Consider the following 20,352-nt stretch of genomic DNA (forward strand, 5'->3'; position numbering starts at 1 on the left):
AGTCTGGCCCATCTATTCCTCTAACATGGTTTTTTTTGTGACGGAGTATTTTGGTAGAAATCAATGACCTACCCAGTATATCTTATGAGTCGTTTATTATGTCAACCGTAAAAACCACAGTATTTGATAGTCATTTTCATATTATTGCTCCCGGATATCCAATCTATCCTAACCAGGGATTTACTCCTAACAGCTTTACTATTAATGACTACTTATCATCTTTAAAAGAGTTTAACTTAGTTGGCGGCGCTGTCGTTTCAGGATCGTTCCAAAAGCAGGACCAAACCTATCTAAAAGACGCACTGAATATACTGGGCAAAGGGTTTGTGGGCGTTACCCAAATTCTATCCGACAGCAGTGACGAAACTATTTTGGCGCTAAATAATCAGGGGGTTCGAGCTGTCAGGTTCAACCTAAAGCGTGGCGGTTCTGAGGATATAACAAAAATCAAAAGTTTTGCCCAGAGAGTCTATGACCTCGCTAGCTGGCATGTAGAGCTTTATGTAGACGCCGCTCGGCTGGAGCCTCTCATGACTACCTTAGTCACTCTCCCACGAGTATCTATTGATCATCTCGGACTCAGCTCATCTGGTTTGAAATACTTACTCTCACTTGCAGAGAAAGGCGTCAAAGTGAAAGCCTCGGGATTCGGTCGCGTTGATTTCGACCCAGCGGTAGCTATCAACAATTTATACCAGGCAAACCCAGACTGCCTTATGTTTGGCTCTGACCTTCCCTCGACAAGGGCGCCGCGCCCCTTTTGTAATGAAGATGTCACTCTGATCAAAGACACTTTAGGTGAACCGGGGGCCAGTAAGGTTCTCTGGAAAAATGCTCAAGCACTTTATCTCCGACGCCAGTAACTTTTTAATACACTATTGAATATGTAGGGTTCATCTTGACCGATGCATTATTCTCTTGGGTTTAACGATATTGAGAGGTACCGAAACAGGCCAGTTAAATACTTAGTGGATGCAAAAATCGGTATAAAGTATACCCAATAGCTAAAATCATAGCCTTGGTGATTGTTTCCCTATTGGCTACTATCATTTCCCATACAAAGGAGATGCTCAAAGTAGGTGATGGTTTGGCTAAGCCCGTGGTCGAGCATTACACTTGGCTGCCAATCAAGCAGCGTCCTTGCCTGGCTTATCTCTGGCTGGCGCTGCTGAGGATCATCTTTAGGCATTGGTAGGAAGACCAGTTTTGATGAAGATCCTGTTAATGCAAGCACACGCTTCGCCAGATGGGCAATCGTTATCTCATATGGGCTACCCAGGTTAATGGGCCCAGTAAATTCTGTCGATGTTCCCATCAGACAAATTAATCCTTCAATCAAGTCTTCTATGTAGCAAAAGCTTCTTGTCTGTTGTCCTGTTCCATAGATGGTAATGTCATCGCCTTTCAAGGCCTGAACGATGAAATTACTGATAACACGACCGTCATTTGGATGCATTCGGGGCCCGTAAGTATTAAAAATTCTCGCAACCTTGATTTGTAATCCATGCTGTCGGTAATAACTGAAAAATAATGTTTCCGCGCAACGTTTCCCCTCCATATAACATGCTCGCATACAAACAGGGTTAACCTTGCCCCAGTAACTCTCAGGCTGAGGATGGACTTCGGGATCCCCGTAAACTTCACTTGACGAAGCCTGAAATATTTTAGCCTTAGTACGTTTAGCAAGACCCAGCATGTTAATAGCGCCTTCTACACTGGTCTTTAGTGTCTGTACCGGATCAAGTTGGTAATGAACGGGCGAAGCTGGGCAAGCTAGATTATAGATTTCATCAACTTCTAGGTATAACGGGAGTGTTACATCATGCCGAATCAGTTCAAAACAAGTATTATTCAATAAGTGTTGAATGTTGTATTTCGTCCCGGTACAAAAGTTATCTGCGCAATACACTTCATGTCCAGCGTTTAACAACCTTTCGCATAAGTGGGATCCTAAAAACCCAGCACCACCAGTAACCAATATACGTGACATTAAATCACCAGAATCATTATTACTTACACAAACAGGATAGAAATTAAAAACATAGGCACATGATCAAACTTACATGGAATCAACCGCCTCAAAAATGGCAACCAAAACCGCCCTTTAAATTGTGACCACAAAAATCCACCTATCATCTAAATTTACGCCAATTACCTATTGGAATTAATTTGTTTCTGTGGATTAGAATAAGTCCATATCCCATCAAAAAATAACTGATACTATTTTGGCCTCATCATAAAAAGACATAGACAATCATGGAAAATAATTTAAAATTATAGTTTATACTCAAATACAGATTTCATTTCTAACAAATTCGTTTGTTCGCATATTTCCACCCAAGCAGCAATATTTGTTGGCCAGCTAGATATCGAGACATATCGTTCATAGATAGCCGGTATAATTCCCTAAAGTAATCAGTATATTATGTGTTACTAACTTTACTGATTAAACGTTCTACACTATGAATTCTTAATTTTAGTAATAGTATAATTCTGTCGTAACAATTTCATGACAGATTAGCAAAATCTCTATTGATTGGATTCTCAGCTAATGACATCAGGCACCCTCTTCTGTTTCGCCCACCGCGGCTACCAACGATCAGCCAGCGAAAATACCCTACAAGCCATTGAGCACGCTATGGAACTGGCGGTTGTCGGTATTGAAATCGATATATGGAATATCGGTGGTCAACTTCTAGTCACACACGACAGACGCCTGGGACGTTTACAGCCAGGAAGAGAGCTGATTACGGATATGTGTGCTGAAGCTCTTAGAAAGAGGCCTCTACCCTGCGGTAATACCATTCCTATATTACAAGAAGTCTTGGAGCTTGTTGGTGACAGAGCACAGCTAAATATAGAACTTAAAGGTCCCAATTGTGCAAACTTGTTCGCGCAGGAGGTTCGCGCATTTGTCATCGATAAGGGCGCCACTTTTGATCAGTATATCGTTTCTTCATTTGATCAACGTCAACTGTACGAGTGCCTATGCCTACTACCAGAGGTGCGCCGCGGCGTAATAATACTTGGAGTGCCCCTCGATCTTGCCACCTGCGCTACCCCTCTAAAAGCATACTCTCTACACACAGCTCTGGACTTCCTCAATACAGATCTACTGGCCGATGCCAAGCAGCGAGGACTAAAAAACTATATTTTTACCGTCAATGAACCCGATGATTTAATATTATTAGCGGAACAAGGCATAGATGGAGTGTTTACCGATAAGCCACAGATGGTTCTGGATTTCAACGCGAGAATTCTGGCCAGCAAGGCGGCCGGCTAATATTTAATTGGGAGAATCCACCACGTTTCTTCGTAATACCTGACGATATCCAAGCTGAAAATTGTGCTAATATTTTCATAAGAAGCCTTTTCTTCCTCAACGCCTGCATCGAATCGCTTTCCACTCTCAATCAGAAATTAGACCCGTACTGACGTAAATGCTAGCCAGACATGCTCCATGAGTGCGGAATCAACCCCAAAAATATCCGATGTTATTGCCATAATGGTGGTATTTATATCGAATAAAATTGAACTTCCGGAAACTTTAAAAACAGATCGAGCCCTACGAGTCAGACTAGTGCTAGAGGTATCGGCTTCGACAAATACCGCCGTAGCTATTGCTGAATATAAAAGGCCCAAATTACTAATCTTTTGACTTCTATCTTTGTATTAAGAGATTCAATCTCTGTAAAGATTTACGACCATTAGAATGCGCTAAAAATCATATCATCAAAAGAGATAATGAAGTCTAAAAGTGTATTCTAAATGTAATACTTAGTACCAGTTTTACAGCCTCTTAAAGCGACAGAGAGGACCTACTCACAGACCAGGGCGACACATCAAATAGAGTGGGCTCATCCAACACCAGTCGTTTTAGATTCTCACCAATCACAGGTGCAAATTTAAAGGCCTGTCCAGAATCATGACTAAAAATACAGATATTATTACTCAAGCGATCCAACACAAATCCGGCATCTGGGCTCATCGTATATGGACACAAGTGTGTCTCTACACGGGCCTTTACTCCTTCTATATATGCAAATACAAAATTATCGAGAGTTTGCAGTAGCTTCCTGGGGATCTTTATATTTTTAGATGGATAATAATCCGACATCTTTAATTTTTCTGGCGCCCAATCTATCCCAATTTTTATTAGCCCTCGGTCACTCTTCCTGTCACCCATATAGGGAAACCCATAATAAAGCCCTTGATCTGGATCACCCTTCAATTTTTCTTGAAAACAAAACCACTGGGGATAACGCTCAAGCTGATTGGTTTCAACCGAATAATACGCCCATAACATTTGCCATACTTGCAAGTGGACCTTATATCCCAATGCCTTAAGGAAATATTTTGACCACGGGCCTGCTGCTAAGATGCAGCGCTTGGAGAGAGCCTTAAGACCATTTTCAAAAGTAACTTTAACATCAGCACCATCACAAACTGAAATAACTTTAGTCTCTGTACGTATTTCATGACCACAACGTACAATCTCATCTGACCAAAATTTTAAGGCTTCACTGGCTAAGACGGCCCCTGCAGCGGGCTCAAATAAACCCTGCCATCTGGGCTCGGTGCGTAATGGCCAACGCGCACTAATTTCCTTTGCTGTTAGCGATTCAAAAGGTATCAAATGCTTCTGCATAACTTCTTTTGCCGCACAGATACTTCCTTCTATCGTTTCCTCACCCCAGTCTTCACCATAAAATAATAAGCCATGGGGTACTCTAAGCCTTTTCCCAAACAATTGCTCTTGTGAATCCCAAAGCACATTAGAAAATTTTGCAGCTTGACTATAGTAAGAGTTGGAATACATCTCTCTGAACATTCTTGTACGACCGGAGCTGCTACCAAAGGTATTACCAACCCCATATTGGTCACAAACCAGAATTGAATCCACAGAATTACGTAAGGCATAAGCTGAACTAAGCCCTGCCATACCACCACCAACGATAATCACGTCATAATATTTTGCCATAGTAAAATTTTAATTATAGGTTGTGAACTGTCTTCCCAAATAACTCAGATGTGGATATCGGGAAGCCAGCTTTTTAAAGCAGGCTTCCGAAATTCGGCAAAATATAAAATTATATACCTGCTGTGGATTCACAGATTTCCAAACTATTGGGTTGTAAAATTCGATAGAGTCCGCAATCACGGCACCAGCGCTGGAAATTCCCTCATCAAATACTATGGTACCTTTTGCTTCCATTATGTGTTGCGCCTTTGATGTAAAAGGCAAGTTAGCTGCACAAACTAATACCTTCGCCTTCAGTTTTCTTGCTAAAACCACATCAATCACTCGCGAAACCGACGCAAAAACAACGATATCCCAATCCTCGGACATCCAATTCTCTTTACTTCTGGAATTGACAGCGCCTGGAATATCTGCCTTTTCCACCACAACATCAAATACAGATACTATCTCCCCCATCTTAATCAACCTCTTAACTACTCTACTCCCAACGGCACCTGCACCATGTACTAAAATTTTTGCACTTTGAATATTAAGCGCAGACTTTCCAGCAGCAATAGCACCTATAACACCGGATGCAGTTGCTTCCGCATAATGCACCTTTGAACCCAATGCCGCTAAAACATACTGCGTTTTTTCTTCAAGCTGCATAACTTGAACATCACCAAAATTGAGGTCTGCGCCAGTAAAAAAACCCCCTTTTCTCTTATTAAGTTCTACTGCCGCCGTAGTAATCACTTCATCAAAAGCCGCTTGAGATAAGCTGCTGACATTTGCAACAATTTTTCCGCCGCGAAACCCCGTATGGTAAGTTTTATGCTTAATCTGCATTTGCTCGGCTAATTGACAAGCTTCCTCTGCAGCATATGTATCTTTTTGGTACGTTAATACTCTCAAGCCACCATTGGCTGGAAGTGAACTTTTTTTAGTGCAAGCAAAGTGGATTGTTCCACAAGACATATCAATCGACAATAAATCTATACTCATGTTAGCCCTATCACGTTAGCGGCGTATCAAACGAATATAGTGGTGCACGTAATCCATACTGTATTTATAAGGGTCGCCTAAAATACGCTTTTGTAACTCTTCAAATAGTCTATTAATCGCAGCAAGATTTTCACCATGTTCAATGATTGATGTTCGGAATGTCTGCTCACTCCAACTCCGTATGGTTTTCATGAGACCCTCAGAAAACTCAGAGGCATTACCATCCAAATCAAATTTACTACGATATGGACATGAGGTTATCTTTGTTGACATTTCTTGCACGGTCCAGGATTCCCTGTGATGTGGCATATTCAACACATGCCAAACATCCTCATCTGTACGGTAGTAGTTTTGAAAAGCTGCGTTATCAAATACCCCTTTTGATATTTCCCCAGCTTTATAAAGCTCTGTCCAAATATCAAACAAGGTATCAAACATGTCTCGATCTTTATCATTATTCCCAAGTAAATGACCAGCCTCATCCTGTGCCAGGTCCACTAGAATAAATTGGCCGCCCACCTCAAACTCCCAGGCTCTTAGGTCAAGCAAACGATTAAAATCATTGAGCGATTGCTTCCTGAAGGCTTTACGCTGTATGCCATCAACCTTGTTTGCCTGTATATGCTCCGTAAGCTTTCCTGGCATCCTGGATAGCCAGTGCATCGTGGTGGCAGCCAGCCCAAGATTAAGGGACGCACGCGGGGCTACGTGCTTATAAAAACTTCCTGGCTGCATAAATACCACCAGGCTTTCAAATTCTGAACTCAATCGATTTAAATTTTTAGACAACATCATTAAATCACTAGCTGGCAAATCATTAGCTATATGATATATATCTTTATGTCCCAGTTTTTGAAATACTCGCCGCCATAGCTCCAAAGAAGTGCCACCGTCTGCAGCACCATAATCCATGGTGTTATAATATTTTTTGTCTGGCATAGAATCTAAAGCGCTAACCATAAGGGGCCAGCTATTATCAATGCAAAACTTAGCCCCTAGCGTTTCGAGGGAATAATTTGCCAGCATACTTATACTCATAGGCCAATCTATCCTTCTCTCCCCACCACTTGCCAAAAGGAAAAATGATCATTCTCATAACTATAGTGTTGGCCAGCCTCAGTTTATATTAGTGCCGCCGTTTAATATAACCATACTGAAAAAAAATCTATTGATTGCATAAAAACCCACGGCCAACAATCTATTCACTAAATGATGTAGACCTAAGATTGAGCATTAGATACCTTCCTGTCATCGAAAAAAACAGATATCACCAATGCAATCAAAGCCAGGTAGGCATTAATCGTAAATGCGCGATCTATCCCGACTGAAAGGTCCGGAGACATCGCTATTACTGTGGTATTCATTCCAAGACCCAGTGCGCCACCGGCAATCTGGAACATATAGATAATACCGCCAGCCAGACTCGATCTAGCTGAAGCTACATTTGTAATTGCAGCGGTGGTCACTGTGGAGAAGGCAAACCCAATTCCAGCTCCAACCACTAACAGCCCCGGTATCAATTCCTGGAAACTCGTATTTTCATTGATATGAGACAGCATAAACATTCCTACACAGATACAAAGCGAACCTGCAGCAATAATCACCTTGGCTCCCAGCTTCTCATAGAGCCTGCCAGAAATGTAGGAAACCAGACCATAGGTAATCATCATTGGCATTAACCCTATACCGGCAAATGTCGGAGAATATCCACGTACCTTATAAAGAAATACAGGAATATATAAAAGCATGGAAAAGTAGACTACAGAGAGCAGCAGGGTCACTATGCACGCGGCAATGAGCCATCTATTTTTCGCAACATCTTCGGGAATTAATGCATCACTGCCAACGTTCCGCTCAACCATAAGAAATCCGCCTAAAAAAAGCAGAGTCACAATAAACAAGATAACGACTAGGGGGCTTTTAAAGCCAATCTCGACAGCAAGATCTAAGGCCACTAACAAGCTAAATAGAGATATGGCCAGTGTTGTCACCCCTAAGTAATCAATATGCTCGCTAATATTCTCAGGCCGATCATCAGCGACGGCTCCCCAGCACGCGAAACACACGAGAGCGGCGACCACGACATCGAGCAGGAATATCCATCGCCAACTTGCATACTCGGTTAAGAATCCCCCAAGTATCGGACCAATGGCATCCGAGACTCCACAGACACCTAAAATCAGACCACCGGCAAGTCCGGACTGCTCTTTTGGTATCAGGCCATAAACCATTCCCAGTATCGCCGGCCACATCAGAGCTCCACCGACTCCCATCAAAGCCCGGGCCACTAACAGCATCCACAGATCAATGGCCAGTGCAGCAAGCAAAGAAAAGAAGGCAAAAATTACCGCGCCAATGAAAAAAATACGTCGACGTCCATAGATATCCGCCAGGCGCCCGCCCATGATAATCAAAACGCCAAAAACCAGTATGTATCCGTTGATAATCCACTGGACTCTTGTGATAGTGGAGTTGAATTCCAGCTCAATGGTAGGAATGGCAGCAGGAAAAACTGTAAGGTCGTTTGCCACCAAAAACACAGCGAAGCTCAGGGCAGTCAGCGCCAGAAACCGATCTCTGTTTAAGGGAAAACTGTTATCTGCCATTTGGTTCTACCAAATACTCTCCGTCATCGGGCTTTAAAAAAATTGCCCTGACAGTTTGGCCCAATAGCTCATAGGGCAGCGAGCTAGGTAGTAGATTGATGTGCCTAGGGCCTGCTGACACTCGTTGAATTGCCTCTGCCAGAGGCCTTTTTTTGTCGTACAAGCCTGAAGGAGCGTGGTGTAGCTACCCTACATTGGCGACAGATATCGCTGTTACGCGGAAAAATGGCTCCGCCCCTTCAAGCTGTAGCCATAAAAGCGGGAGTCCAATTCGAGCCAAGAGCCCCTAAAACTGGGGAGAAGGGAAGGCAACTCCACAATGGGAGCTGCCCGGGGGCTTATTCCTGGAGATATTCCTGAATTGGTTGATACGCAGGATTGGCGCCGCAAGAAGCTCGCACAACAAGTTCTGTAGACAGCACTTCAGGCTCCGCAGTTTGATCACCGATCAACTGCATCATTTTTTCCACCATCAACTCTCCCGCCCGCTGAATATTTTGCCGAATGGTGGTTAATGGGGGAGTATAGAAAGGCGCGATGGGAATATCGTCAAATCCAATCACGGCGACATCCTCTGGCACGGTGTAGCCATGAGCCTGAAGGGCCTTGATCGCCCCCATAGCAATGCTATCGCTTGCCGCAAACACCGCATCAAAGGTCAGCCCTTCCTGCGCCAATAAATCTGTAATGGACTGATAGCCACTTTCACTAGAGAAAGCCACCTCTATCTGACGCGCACTATTACCAAGCCCCTTCATGTTGAGCGCAGAACAATAACCTTCATAGCGCCCATTGATCTCGGGATGCGCGGTATCACCTAAAAAGATAACCTTGCGGCGGCCCAATTCGAGTAAATGCGCTGTGGCCTGGGAACCTCCCATTTGATTATCACTGCTCACGATACAGTAATTGGAATCCAGCTTTGGCGCCCCCCCCCAGACCACCAGGGGGTCCCCCTGGCGCTGAAGCTCGCGCAGGGGGCTGTCATCCACGCCCTGGCCAATCACGATTACGCCATCGGCACGGCGCGACCCCATCAAGTAGGCATGCCAGTCATCACTTGTGGCTATGCGATTGGAAAACAGGAGATCATAGCGGTGTTCGGCGAGGCGGTCGGCAATAGCACCGATCATGTCCAACATAAAGGGGTCTGAGAAAGTCTGGCCACCCGAGCAGCCCGTGTTGATCACCACCGAAATGGTATGGCTGCGCTTCAGGCGTAAGTTGCGCGCACTCTCATTGATTTTGTAATTCATACTGCGCGCGATTTGCTGGATACGTTCCCGCGTCTTTTCATTGATCAGCGGGTTGTTATTCAGCGCGCGGGAAACGGTGGATTCAGAGACTCCCGCCAGCCGTGCGATATCGGACATGGAGATGGGAGAGGAGGAATCCTTAGGCATGACGTACTTCACCTTGTTCGCGGGAAATACGCCATCTTAGGCGTGCTACAAAGGTTTGTAAAATCAGGGCTGCCGGCTTAAACAGTGAGCTTGGTAACGACTTCGGGGGCTTGCTCCTCTCCACGTTCTACTGCGCGACGGAAGAAGAAAAGGCTGATCAAAATTACTGTTATGGGAAATAGCGACAGATAAAATGCCACTTGTCCGTCAAAGGCCTCGAAGACTGAGCCCGTAATCAGAGAGCCCGTAGTACCTCCCAAAGCGGAAAAAATCACCAGAAGCCCTGTCATTGCCGAGTGCTGATGGGTCGGCAGTGAGCTCAACATCACTGAGTTAATAGCCGGATAAATGGGGGCCATAAACAGACCAATCAACGGCAGGATAAAGGCCACAATGGGGGCATTGAACCAGCTGATATCCGGATCGGCCTGCACATCGCTCGACAGTGGCAAGGTCAGTACCACGAGCAATGCCATCGCCAGCAGGCAGGCATTTAGCACGGGATACCAGTGCAAGCGCCGCATTATTACGCCCGCTCCAAGGCGCCCAAGTGCGAGCCCGGCCGCAAAAATACTCGCCGCCTGTACACTCATCGCCGCTGGTAATTTCAGAATTTCATTATTGAATGTGGGCAGCCAGCTACCGATGCCCTGTTCGATCAGTACATAGATAAACACAGAAATCACATAGATATACACCAACGGCTTGGCCATCAGTTTGATCATGGCAAAGAAATCTTCGCGCGGACTCGCACCCTCCTCCCGATTTCCGGCCTCATCCATTTCAGTGAGCCACAATAAAACAAACGCAAATACGCAAATGGCGGCCAATACCCAATAGACACTTAGCCAGGCCGTAGAGTCGGGATTGGCGGAGTCGATAAAGGCACTAAAAAGCCAATAGCCACCAAGAACCCCCACCATAAATACCCCTTCGAGGGTGTTCACCATGCTCGCATGCTCTTTCGCCCCCTGTGTGAGCAGCCCCACAGTGGAATAAACTGCAACTTTCACCAGGGCAAACGCCACCCCTACCGAGAGAAACAACAGTTTCGCCGTCCAGAAACCCGGCACAAGAGGCATGGTGATGCAGGCCACGGCGACAATAGCGAGCCCGGTTAGCATGGCCCTCTTGAAGCCGAAGCGTGGCAGCTGTGAAGCCACCAAAAAAGACACGATTCCAATGGGAATATCCTTAAACCCCTCTAGCACGCTGGCCCCCGACTTGCTGACACCGTAGGTATTGATGACCTGTAAAATCACTGTGCCCACACTGTTCAACAGAATGGCGAACACGAAATAGATAGCGAATAGGGAAAGCAGTATGCGTTGATTGTTCATAACAAATTCTTTATTGGTCTATGGCTCAGGCACACGGCCGTACCAGCCTGTTATTGTACGTTTTTTGGTCAATTAAGGGCATCGCCGGATGGGGATGCCGGCGGCGCCAAGAATCTTCAGTATTACCCAGGCTAAAACGATAATGCAATCGTTTGCAATATATCGTTCCAATAAAATAGAAACATCCCAGGCAAGCTGGTCACAAAACACAGTCTCAGAATTTCAACCCAGGCTTATATCCCTTTTAAATCAATTAGTTAGATAAATTTCTGATAAAAATTAATCCCTTATATTACCCCAAAACAGGTCAATCACCGCAAAGATGCAATCGATTGCAATTGTGCGGTGATTGGCGATAGACTCACCCAGCCTGACCAGGTGTTAATCAACCCGCGGGCATCAATTACTGTCGGTTTCTGTGTAAGTGGTATGAAGAAAGAACAACAAAATAACCAAGCAAGTCACCCTTGGCACCTGCTGGAACATGGGTTTCAGGCAGAGGCATATCGCCTCAACGCCACCCTATTCTCCCTGGGCAATGGCTTTATAGGCTTGCGTGGCGCCTTCGAGGAGGGATTTGATCCCGAACCTTTCTCCGACGGTTGTTACCTGAACGGAGTCTATGCCAGCGAACCCATCCGCTATGGAGAAGCCGCCTACGGCTATGCCCGCAATAACCAGCGCATGCTTACGGTGCCAGACGCCAAAGCAATCCATATCTGGATTGATGGTGAGCGCTTTAATCTGGCCGAGGGCGAACTGCTTGAGTATCAACGCCGCCTGGATATGGCCAGCGCTACACTTGAGCGCACACTCACCTGGCGCTCACCACGCGGTAAAACGATCGCATTCAAAATGCAACGCCTAGTCTCCCAGACAGAAAAGCACCTTCTTGTCCTCAATCTGGAGATCACCCCCGTCGATTTTGATGGCGAGATACGCCTGCAATCCTGGATAGACGGGGGCTTCACACAGGCAGAGCGCAGTGACGACCCTCGCCTGGCCTCGCCGATCGACCAGCAGGACATTCAGTGGCGTGACAACAGCGCTGATGGCGCCTACCTAGCGCTGCCTCTGCAGGTTAAAAGCAGCGGCTTTTCGATTCGCTGTGCCGCTTTACACCATATAGAAGACAGCAGCGATGTTGAGCTCAGTAACCTTCGCAGTGAAGACTGCGTAGCGGCCGAGTACCGCATTAAAGCCCGGCGCAACCAGCTCATCCGCCTGACCAAGTACGTAGCCTATTTTGCGGAGCAACACGCCGACCCTATTGAGACCAAGGCGTTACGCCATTACCTGGAGCGCTGTGCCGGAAAATGTTTTGCGGATCACGCGCGTTTACAGCGTGAACAGATGGATCGGTTTTGGCGGGAATCCGACATTCAAGTGAGCGGCAACCATCGCCTACAGCAGGGTATTCGCTTCAACCTTTTTCATTTATTCCAGTCCCTGGGGCGAGATGGTCGCACCAATATCGCCGCTAAAGGGCTCTCAGGTGACGGCTATGACGGCCATTATTTCTGGGACACTGAAATCTATATATTGCCGTTTTTTCTCTATACCCAACCAGATTTGGCGCGTGGCCTACTGGAGTATCGACACTCGATTCTAGATTCAGCCCGCGCACGCGCCCGTGAATTGGCTATTAAGAAAGGGGCCCTATTCCCTTGGCGCACGATCGGTGGTGAGGAATGCTCCGCTTATTATCCGGCAGGTACCGCACAATTCCACATCAATGCGGATATCGCCTATGCGGTACGCCACTACAGTCAAGTAACCGGCGATAGCGAATTTTTGCGGGATAAAGGTGCAGAGGTGGTCATTGAGGGCGCGCGCCTGTGGATGGAGATCGGTCATTACAACCCGCGCCGAAACAATCAGTTCTGCATCAATGAAGTCACCGGCCCAGATGAATACACTGCGCTGGTAGACAACAATTTCTATACCAATCTCATGGCCCGCGCTCATCTGGAGTACGCTGCAGAAGTGTACCAATGGTTGCAGTCTTTTGACCCTGCCGCGTGTCAGGGTCTGGCCCAACGCATCCAACTGAGCCCCGAAGAACCCCAAAATTGGGCAAAAGCCGCAGCGGCCATGTACCTACCCTATGACCAATCCCTGGGAATACACCCGCAGGATGATGGCTTCCTCAATAAGCCCGTATGGGATTTTGAAGATACGCCTAAAGACCACTACCCCCTGCTACTGCACTACCACCCGCTAGTAATCTACCGCCACCAGGTTTGCAAGCAGGCAGACGTAGTCCTGGGTCTACTACTGCAAAGCTCGGCGTTTAGCGTCGAACAAAAACGCCGCGACTTCAATTTCTACGAACCACTTACCACCCACGACTCCACTCTGTCCGCCTGTATTCACAGCATCATTGCCAGTGAGGTGGGATACCGCGAAAAAGCACTCGGCTATTTCCAGCAGGTGGCGCGCATGGACCTGGACAACCATCACAACAATACCCAGCACGGTATTCACACCGCCTGTATGGGCGGTACCTGGATGTGCATGGTGCAGGGCTTTGCCGGTATGCGCCTACAGGACGACACCATGCATTTTAACCCCCATGTTCCGCGTGGCATGGATGGTTATCAATTCCGCCTGCGCTTTCGAGGCCGCACCCTGGCGCTGGATGTCAAACGCGATAGCGCCAGCTACACCCTGGTAGAGGGTAAAGCCATCAGCCTGCTGCACGGCAATAAACCCATAGCACTACAGGCGCCGGGTAAAACGCTTACATTTGAAATAACACAGGTAGCGGAGGTATCACAGTGATCTATCGTGCGGCAATATTTGATCTGGACGGTGTTATCGCCGATACCGCGCGGCTGCATTTGGCGGCCTGGCAGCAGCTGGCCGAAGAGCTCAAACTTCCCTGGCCAGAGGATACCGAAGAAAGACTAAAAGGGCTGGAGCGCATGGCCTCACTGGAAGTCATCTTGGGAGAGCAAGGCCGTAAATTCAGTAAAAAGGAAAAACACTCGCTCGCCTCACGCAAGAATAAACGCTATCAGGCGCTGATCCGCAGCCTTTCCCCAAGAGACCTCCTGCCAGGAGCCAGGGAGCTTATGGATTGGCTAAACAAAAGTGAAATCCCTATTGCCCTGGCCTCTGCGAGTAAAAATGCACCGGCCGTTTTGCACGCTTTGGGAATCTCTAACTATTTTTCATTTATTGCAGATCCTGAGCAATCAGCCCCCAAACCCTCTGCAGATATTTTTCTCGCTGCGGCCCATGGCTTACAAGTTGAACCAGACCTCTGTGTGGCCTTTGAAGATGCTTGTGCCGGTATAGCTGCGATCAAAGCAGCCGAGGGAATGACCGCTATCGGCGTAGGCTGTAAAAGTGCGCTGGGTAGCGCAGACTATATTGTTAGCAGCCTAGAAGAATTTGCCCCCAAAGACTTCTTTCTCTCTGCGATTAAAGCCGCGGCCATTCGTTAGAGTTACGGCTGGCAAATATACGGGCTAAATAGTAGGCACTTCACCTACTATTTAGCCTGCCAATGATGTATCCATGAATGAAAATAGCTCCACACCCCAATCCAGGAATAATTGCCCTTCAAGCAAGCCTCTCACACCAAGCTTTCACCCAACACTTAACGAGCACTAAGGTTTCGGCCAAAAATACACCCAAAAACCAAATGCGAAAGAAGTAAAAAAGATACCCACCAAGAGGCCGGGAATAGATCCATCCACACAGCATAAACTGCATAAAAATGAACCAGCATCAGCAAGTACCAACAACCGAAGCCCAAGTAACCGAGCAATTTGCCCTGCGCCCGGGCAAAATTAGCAACCCCGAGCCCCCACGCAAAGAAAACCCAAATTAATGACCAGCCAAAAATTAGTGTGAAAAGTCTATTTACCCCTATATTGATCATACCCATCCGCCTCCTAGATACCTACATCGAACAACTTCAAACTGACCGTTAAGCTTCTACATACTTCAAGAATCAGCCTCTGATCAAACACCTCATCTGGTGACACTGATGTGAAGGCATGGCCTCCACTTCGAATCAACAGAAATAGGAATCAGGGTTGATCTAGTCAGAGTGCCCCAAAAAAATTCACACGGTGAATCATTGAGAAGCCTCCATATATCTGCATACAATCAAGAATAGAGGACCAGTTGGGTACAGCGAAATAAAGCCAGTTTCTTTCCGGTCGCATGACAAAACACGGAAGCATCCCAGACCTGAGTGGTACGCCCCAAATGGACTGACTCTGCATTACACAGAACAATGCCATCGCGTACCGTTCCAAGGTGGTTGGATTTAAGCTCAATAGTTGTAAAACCTGTGGCTCTTTCTGGTAAATTTGCCATGCACCCGACCCCACAAGCTGTATCGGCTAAAGACACCATACTACCCGCATGCAAATAACCATTGGGCGCCAAGTGAGATTCTGTAACAATCATTTTGGCCTGCACTTCACCTGCAGCTACTTTGACAAGTTTAATACCAATAAGCTCAGGGAATTTTCCAGTACAAAGCGTATTGTAAAAATTATGATCTTTCATCCACATTCCCATCCAGCTTTAAGCAGTTCGCCCAATCTCTATTCTGAATCAATTCAATGAGAATCTGCTAATAATTGAGCTAAAGATTCCCCTACGAGCTTTTCTACTACATTTGCCACCTTAGGGGCACACAAGGCATCTTTACAGGGGCCTGCGTATTGGGGATCATGCATAATCACATGGATTAAGGCCAGCTTTGGTCTCCAGCCCGCTTTTATAAAAGCTGTTTCTAACCCATCGATATGAACGCCACCCTCCACGGTCTCGATGCCATTCACCCAGGATTTATACTCGGTGGAGTCAAAACACCCCAATGCAGCTACCTGTATTTGAACCCCGCTATCAGCACCCTCATAATAAAACTGACGCGGCACTCCCAGGGGGTAGCCTGCTGAAGAGGTGAATATCTTACAAAGGCTAAATCCAGTAAACCGCGTTCGGTTAAGAAGCGCTCCTCCTGAAATTCAATAGTCAGCCCAGGATAAAAATGCACAAGCTCAAAAAGCGTTTTTCGCAACGCTGGCATATCCGGTAGTGAGGTTTGAAACAGCTCTCTGTCGACAACTAATTCCAGCTCAGTTCCTTTATCCGACACCATAAATTCGGCTTCACACGCTGACCGAACTTGGCCCCCACCAAATGATTGCCGGTAAACCCTATGACCGTCTGAGCTTTTTACCTTAATGTACTCAGAAGCCGCATTGACTACCGCCAAACCAAGCCCCCCAGCAAGAATGTGTATATGCGGAGCGTGGTGGTCAGCAGTGGGTAAATTGTGCCGATACAGACAGTAAAACTCTACCAAATTCGAGCATTCTTCAATGGGAGCATTTACATCAAAGGGAAATCCTCGCCCATCATCCGATACCTTTATGATTGATCCATCAATCACCACCTTAATTTTTGTTGCATGCCCCATTAGGTATTGATCGATCGCGTTGGCGATCAGCTCATAAATTGCATTATTGATTGCAAGGGAACCAATACCACCAAAGTACATTGCCGGTCGCTTTCTCACGGAATCCAATAAAGGAAAATATCTTAAATCCTCAGACTTCCCTTCAGCCGACATAAAACGTCCTTCACACTTATTTATATAATAAGGGTTTCTTATCTCCAGGAATTTAAATTGACCCCAATATAAGAAAATCCTGAATAGCATTCGCTCTATCAATAAAATCTATGGGCAGACCGAGTCCTGGCATGAAAAATTGGCGGGTATAGAGTAAAGCCCTACAAATACCGACAGCCACCAAAGGCAGTACAACCCGAATCCAGAGAATAACAGAAACGCGACAACAATTAAGAACAAGGGTGCCACGCCCTCATTTATATAGAAAAACCAAAAATTGATATGGCAAATCCAGCAAGAAAGTACAATGTACTTGGTACCACAAGCAGCAAAGCGGCCACTATCACAACAACAGTAGCCAGGGTGCTTGACCTCTACCTTCCCCCACAGCCTAAAAACCCTTTCTATGAGAGCACAGGTCAATAAATCAGGAAAACAAATACATGATTAGCACAGCCATTTATACTTGGTACTCCATACCATTATTCAGAAACCACTCGATAACAAGGGATATACTCCTTGCCTGGAAGCTTCATTCTCTGCTGCTTGACAAAAGACTCTAACATAATATCGATACTGTTTATTATGCCTGGATCACCACGCAATTCATACGGTCCATTTTTCTCCACCAAACGGATTCCTTCATCTTTTACATTGCCAGATACAATTCCGGAAAATGCCCGCCTTAGGTTAGCCGCCAGTTGGTAGGGCTTTTGATTTTTATGCAATTCAAGATTCAGCATATTTTCATGGCTCGGCATAAATGGCTGCTGAAACTCTTGTGCCACCTTCAACTTCCAATTGAAATAATAGGCATCACCTGTCTCCTTACGATGAGACTTAACCTCTCGAATACCTTCCGCCATTTGCCTGGCGACCTCCTCAGGATTATCAATAATGATTTGATACCTTGACCTCGCCTCCTCCCCTAAAGTGGAAGCAATAAACTCATCAATACGTACAAAATAATCTGCAGCGCTAGCCGGCCCAGTAAAAATAACGGGAAAAGGTTGATCCTTGTTATCCTCATGCAAGAGTATACCCAATAGGTAGATTATCTCCTCGGCGGTGCCAGCTCCGCCCGGAAAAACAATAATCCCATGGCCTGTGCGCACAAAAGCCTCTAGCCTTTTTTCTATATCCGGCATGATGACAAGCTGGTTGACAATTGCATTCGGCGCTTCTGCGGCAATGATTCCCGGCTCAGAAACCCCAAGGTATTGGCCGTGCCTGTCACGCTGCTTGGCATGACCGATTGTAGCCCCTTTCATTGGGCCTTTCATCGCTCCAGGGCCACATCCGGTACAAATATCTAGATATCGCAGCGCCAGCTCGTAACCTACTTGTTTGGTGTAATCGTATTCCTCTGACGAAATGGAATGCCCTCCCCAACACACCACCAACCTAGGTGCGCGTACCCGATCGAAAGTGCCGGCATTGCGTAAAATATGAAAGACAGCATCAGTAATCCCCTGAGAAGAGGTTAAGTCATGTAGTTGACTACCTGTGATTTCACTGTTCACATAAATAATGTCACGAAGTACTGCGAATAAATGTTCTGCAATACCACCAATAATTTTACCGTCCACAAACGCGCTGACCGGGGCACTTTTGAGTTGCAACTTGACACTGCGCTCGGTTGGAACAACCGAGATATCAAAGTTGGAATAGGTTTCTAAAAGCTCTTTTCCATCGTCCATATAACCGCCGCTATTCAGCACCGCCAGCGAACAGTTGCGAAAGGTTTGGTATTGAGAGCCGCGGCTTTCATGGCTGAGTTTATTAATTTCATACTTGGACAGGATATCAAACTGCCCTGTTGGTGCGATTTGTGCGTCAATTAGATCCGTAGACATATAATCCTCTTATAAGACTGAGAGCCCCCCCAGCTCATAAAATACTTTCCAGGGACTATTAAAGTGTAATCTAAGTTTCTGATTTGACTAGCTTTTTAATTTACTTTTGGAGAGCCCATTCAATAGCGGAAAATAATTGATGTAAAATTGATCAATTCGGGAGGGATCAAGAGGCTGAATAGAACACCAAAATGCTCCCACTCGAACTCAAGACGTGAAGAGCATTTAATTAGCTTAAATTGCGACTTTTAACCTTAAAAACTCAAGCGGCGTCTGTTAAAAACGGCGGAAGAAAATACATTACCCGAGGAACATTATAAGACACAGAAATTTATTGAGAATATCGAGAATGTTCTTACAGCCTGCCTGTAATAAAAGTCATTTTTACGTCTATCCGAATGTATAGAGGTAGTCTAGATACACGGGCTCGATAGTTCTGACTTGATCTGACAACGGCCGCTTCCAAGCCTTACCCTGCCCGGTCAAGTCAAGTCAAGTCAAGTCAAGTCAAGTCAAGTCAAGTCAAGTCAAAACCAGTACAAATCCAAGAGTGAACTGTCTTCAATAGGTCATCAAAAACCTATTCAACTTTAGATAAAAGTTGATCCAGCTCTTCAAGTACAATCCACGGATCAGTTCCATCGTACAGATGCGAGGAGTATTTCATAATGACATGCTTAGCGTTCTCACTAATCTTGGAGAGTTCAATTTGCGATTGATCCCAAGTTCTGTTGTAAGCATCCACATCTGCGTAACTCATTTTAGTCTGACGGATTGCAGTATGTGGCAGCCCTCTACTCATCACCGTAATTGGAATTTCCTTCTTTAATTCATAACGCTCTGGCTTTGATGCGGACTCTTTGAAATCCTCAAAGGAGTGCTTTTCCTTTTCCCACGCCATAATCCATTGCATTGTTGCCCAACCCTCCTTGGATAGTGAAGACCTCAAGTTACCGTACCAAGACTCATGTGCTGCATCCACAAATAGAAGGGCAGAGACGCTATTGGGGTTTTCACTCGCGAATGCCCTTGCCACTAAACCACCAAATGAGTGGGCCACAAGAACTACGGAGTCCCATTCTTTAAACTCCACGAACGCCTTGAGTTCAGCAGAAAGATCATCCATCGATCTAACTCCTCGAACTGCATGCTCACTTTTTCCAGCTCCAGGTCGATCGTAGATACAGAGTATAAAATCATCAGAAGAGAATTTATGAAAGGTATTCTTATAGGTGCTGTGCGCATCTAACCCCATACCTGAAACCATCAATATCACTTTTTTACCCTCACCCTCCTCTTTGCAGAGATAGGAGATTGTATTGCCTCCAATGTTAACAAGTTTATATTTATGCTCATCTTGCGCCCAAACTGAGCAACAAAGAATGCCTAATAAAAATGCGGTGTAAATTTTCATAATCATCCTTGGAACCTGCATTCAACTCTGAAGTGCATCAGTTAATCACCTGGAAAAGAACGGTCAGCTGAAGGTAATATCTGCTGCTGCTTCTCCGCCAAGAGATTAAGTGATGACAGAAGGCTACCGACAGCTGACCGAAGAGCAACGATGCCAGATTTGGGCA

At 45.9% G+C, this 20,352-nt stretch carries 16 protein-coding genes; 4 read left to right on the top strand and 12 right to left on the bottom strand.

Going from position 1 to position 20,352, the window contains the following annotated elements; genetic code table 11:
* Window positions 1-98: 98 nt before the first annotated feature.
* Window positions 99-863 carry an amidohydrolase family protein gene (locus tag Q1A69_RS17240; protein WP_299588183.1) on the top strand — a complete coding sequence of 255 codons (765 nt, stop codon included), beginning with the start codon at window positions 99-101 and terminating at the stop codon, window positions 861-863.
* 170 nt (window positions 864-1,033) lie between these two features.
* Here the strand turns inward: Q1A69_RS17240 and Q1A69_RS17245 are convergent, their stop codons facing one another.
* Window positions 1,034-1,990 (bottom strand): UDP-glucuronic acid decarboxylase family protein, encoded by a 957-nt coding sequence (locus tag Q1A69_RS17245; protein WP_299588185.1) that lies wholly within the window; start codon window positions 1,988-1,990, stop codon window positions 1,034-1,036.
* A 561-nt stretch (window positions 1,991-2,551) separates the two neighbouring features.
* Between Q1A69_RS17245 and Q1A69_RS17250 the strand changes: the two genes are divergently transcribed.
* Window positions 2,552-3,283 carry a glycerophosphodiester phosphodiesterase gene (locus Q1A69_RS17250; RefSeq protein ID WP_299588189.1) on the top strand — a complete coding sequence of 244 codons (732 nt, stop codon included), beginning with the start codon at window positions 2,552-2,554 and terminating at the stop codon, window positions 3,281-3,283.
* Between the two features lie 516 nt (window positions 3,284-3,799).
* Here Q1A69_RS17250 and Q1A69_RS17255 read toward each other — a convergent pair.
* The 6 genes from Q1A69_RS17255 to Q1A69_RS17280 form a co-directional block, all read right to left on the bottom strand.
* Window positions 3,800-4,981: an FAD-dependent oxidoreductase gene (locus Q1A69_RS17255; protein ID WP_299588192.1), complete on the bottom strand. Its 1,182-nt coding sequence runs from the start codon at window positions 4,979-4,981 to the stop codon at window positions 3,800-3,802.
* A 9-nt stretch (window positions 4,982-4,990) separates the two neighbouring features.
* Window positions 4,991-5,965: a hypothetical protein gene (locus Q1A69_RS17260; RefSeq protein ID WP_299588195.1), complete on the bottom strand. Its 975-nt coding sequence runs from the start codon at window positions 5,963-5,965 to the stop codon at window positions 4,991-4,993.
* Between the two features lie 15 nt (window positions 5,966-5,980).
* Complete coding sequence (locus Q1A69_RS17265) at window positions 5,981-7,003, bottom strand: hypothetical protein (RefSeq protein ID WP_299588197.1); 1,023 nt, start codon at window positions 7,001-7,003, stop codon at window positions 5,981-5,983.
* 182 nt (window positions 7,004-7,185) lie between these two features.
* Window positions 7,186-8,571, bottom strand: coding sequence for an MFS transporter (locus Q1A69_RS17270; RefSeq protein WP_299588199.1), 1,386 nt, complete (start codon window positions 8,569-8,571; stop codon window positions 7,186-7,188).
* Between the two features lie 338 nt (window positions 8,572-8,909).
* Window positions 8,910-9,974: a LacI family DNA-binding transcriptional regulator gene (locus Q1A69_RS17275; RefSeq protein ID WP_299588202.1), complete on the bottom strand. Its 1,065-nt coding sequence runs from the start codon at window positions 9,972-9,974 to the stop codon at window positions 8,910-8,912.
* 77 nt (window positions 9,975-10,051) lie between these two features.
* Complete coding sequence (locus tag Q1A69_RS17280; RefSeq protein ID WP_299588204.1) at window positions 10,052-11,314, bottom strand: MFS transporter; 1,263 nt, start codon at window positions 11,312-11,314, stop codon at window positions 10,052-10,054.
* A gap of 429 nt (window positions 11,315-11,743) precedes the next feature.
* On the opposite strand from Q1A69_RS17280, the gene Q1A69_RS17285 reads away from it, so the two are divergent.
* Both Q1A69_RS17285 and pgmB read left to right on the top strand, forming a co-directional pair.
* On the top strand, window positions 11,744-14,098 hold the full coding sequence (locus tag Q1A69_RS17285; RefSeq protein WP_299588206.1) for a glycosyl hydrolase family 65 protein: 2,355 nt from the start codon (window positions 11,744-11,746) through the stop codon (window positions 14,096-14,098).
* On the top strand, window positions 14,095-14,766 hold the full coding sequence (pgmB, locus tag Q1A69_RS17290) for a beta-phosphoglucomutase (RefSeq protein ID WP_299588208.1): 672 nt from the start codon (window positions 14,095-14,097) through the stop codon (window positions 14,764-14,766). Before Q1A69_RS17285 ends, pgmB begins: the two co-directional genes overlap by 4 nt.
* Window positions 14,767-14,921: 155 nt before the next feature.
* Here pgmB and Q1A69_RS17295 read toward each other — a convergent pair whose 3' ends face one another.
* The 5 genes from Q1A69_RS17295 to Q1A69_RS17315 form a co-directional block, all read right to left on the bottom strand.
* Window positions 14,922-15,206, bottom strand: coding sequence for a hypothetical protein (locus Q1A69_RS17295; RefSeq protein ID WP_299588209.1), 285 nt, complete (start codon window positions 15,204-15,206; stop codon window positions 14,922-14,924).
* Window positions 15,207-15,436: 230 nt separating this feature from the next.
* Window positions 15,437-15,844: a PaaI family thioesterase gene (locus Q1A69_RS17300; RefSeq protein WP_299588210.1), complete on the bottom strand. Its 408-nt coding sequence runs from the start codon at window positions 15,842-15,844 to the stop codon at window positions 15,437-15,439.
* 319 nt (window positions 15,845-16,163) lie between these two features.
* On the bottom strand, window positions 16,164-16,916 hold the full coding sequence (locus Q1A69_RS17305; RefSeq protein ID WP_299588211.1) for an ATP-binding protein: 753 nt from the start codon (window positions 16,914-16,916) through the stop codon (window positions 16,164-16,166).
* A 482-nt stretch (window positions 16,917-17,398) separates the two neighbouring features.
* Entirely contained in the window at window positions 17,399-18,772 is a 1,374-nt protein-coding gene (ppnN, locus tag Q1A69_RS17310; RefSeq protein ID WP_299588212.1) for a nucleotide 5'-monophosphate nucleosidase PpnN, read from the bottom strand.
* Window positions 18,773-19,352: 580 nt separating this feature from the next.
* A complete protein-coding gene (locus tag Q1A69_RS17315; RefSeq protein WP_299588213.1) occupies window positions 19,353-20,186 on the bottom strand; it encodes an alpha/beta hydrolase in 834 nt (277 codons plus the stop codon).
* Window positions 20,187-20,352 lie beyond the last annotated feature (166 nt).

Origin of the sequence: uncultured Microbulbifer sp., from assembly GCF_947498635.1 — a bacterium.
GTDB classification, from domain to species: domain Bacteria; phylum Pseudomonadota; class Gammaproteobacteria; order Pseudomonadales; family Cellvibrionaceae; genus Microbulbifer; species Microbulbifer echini.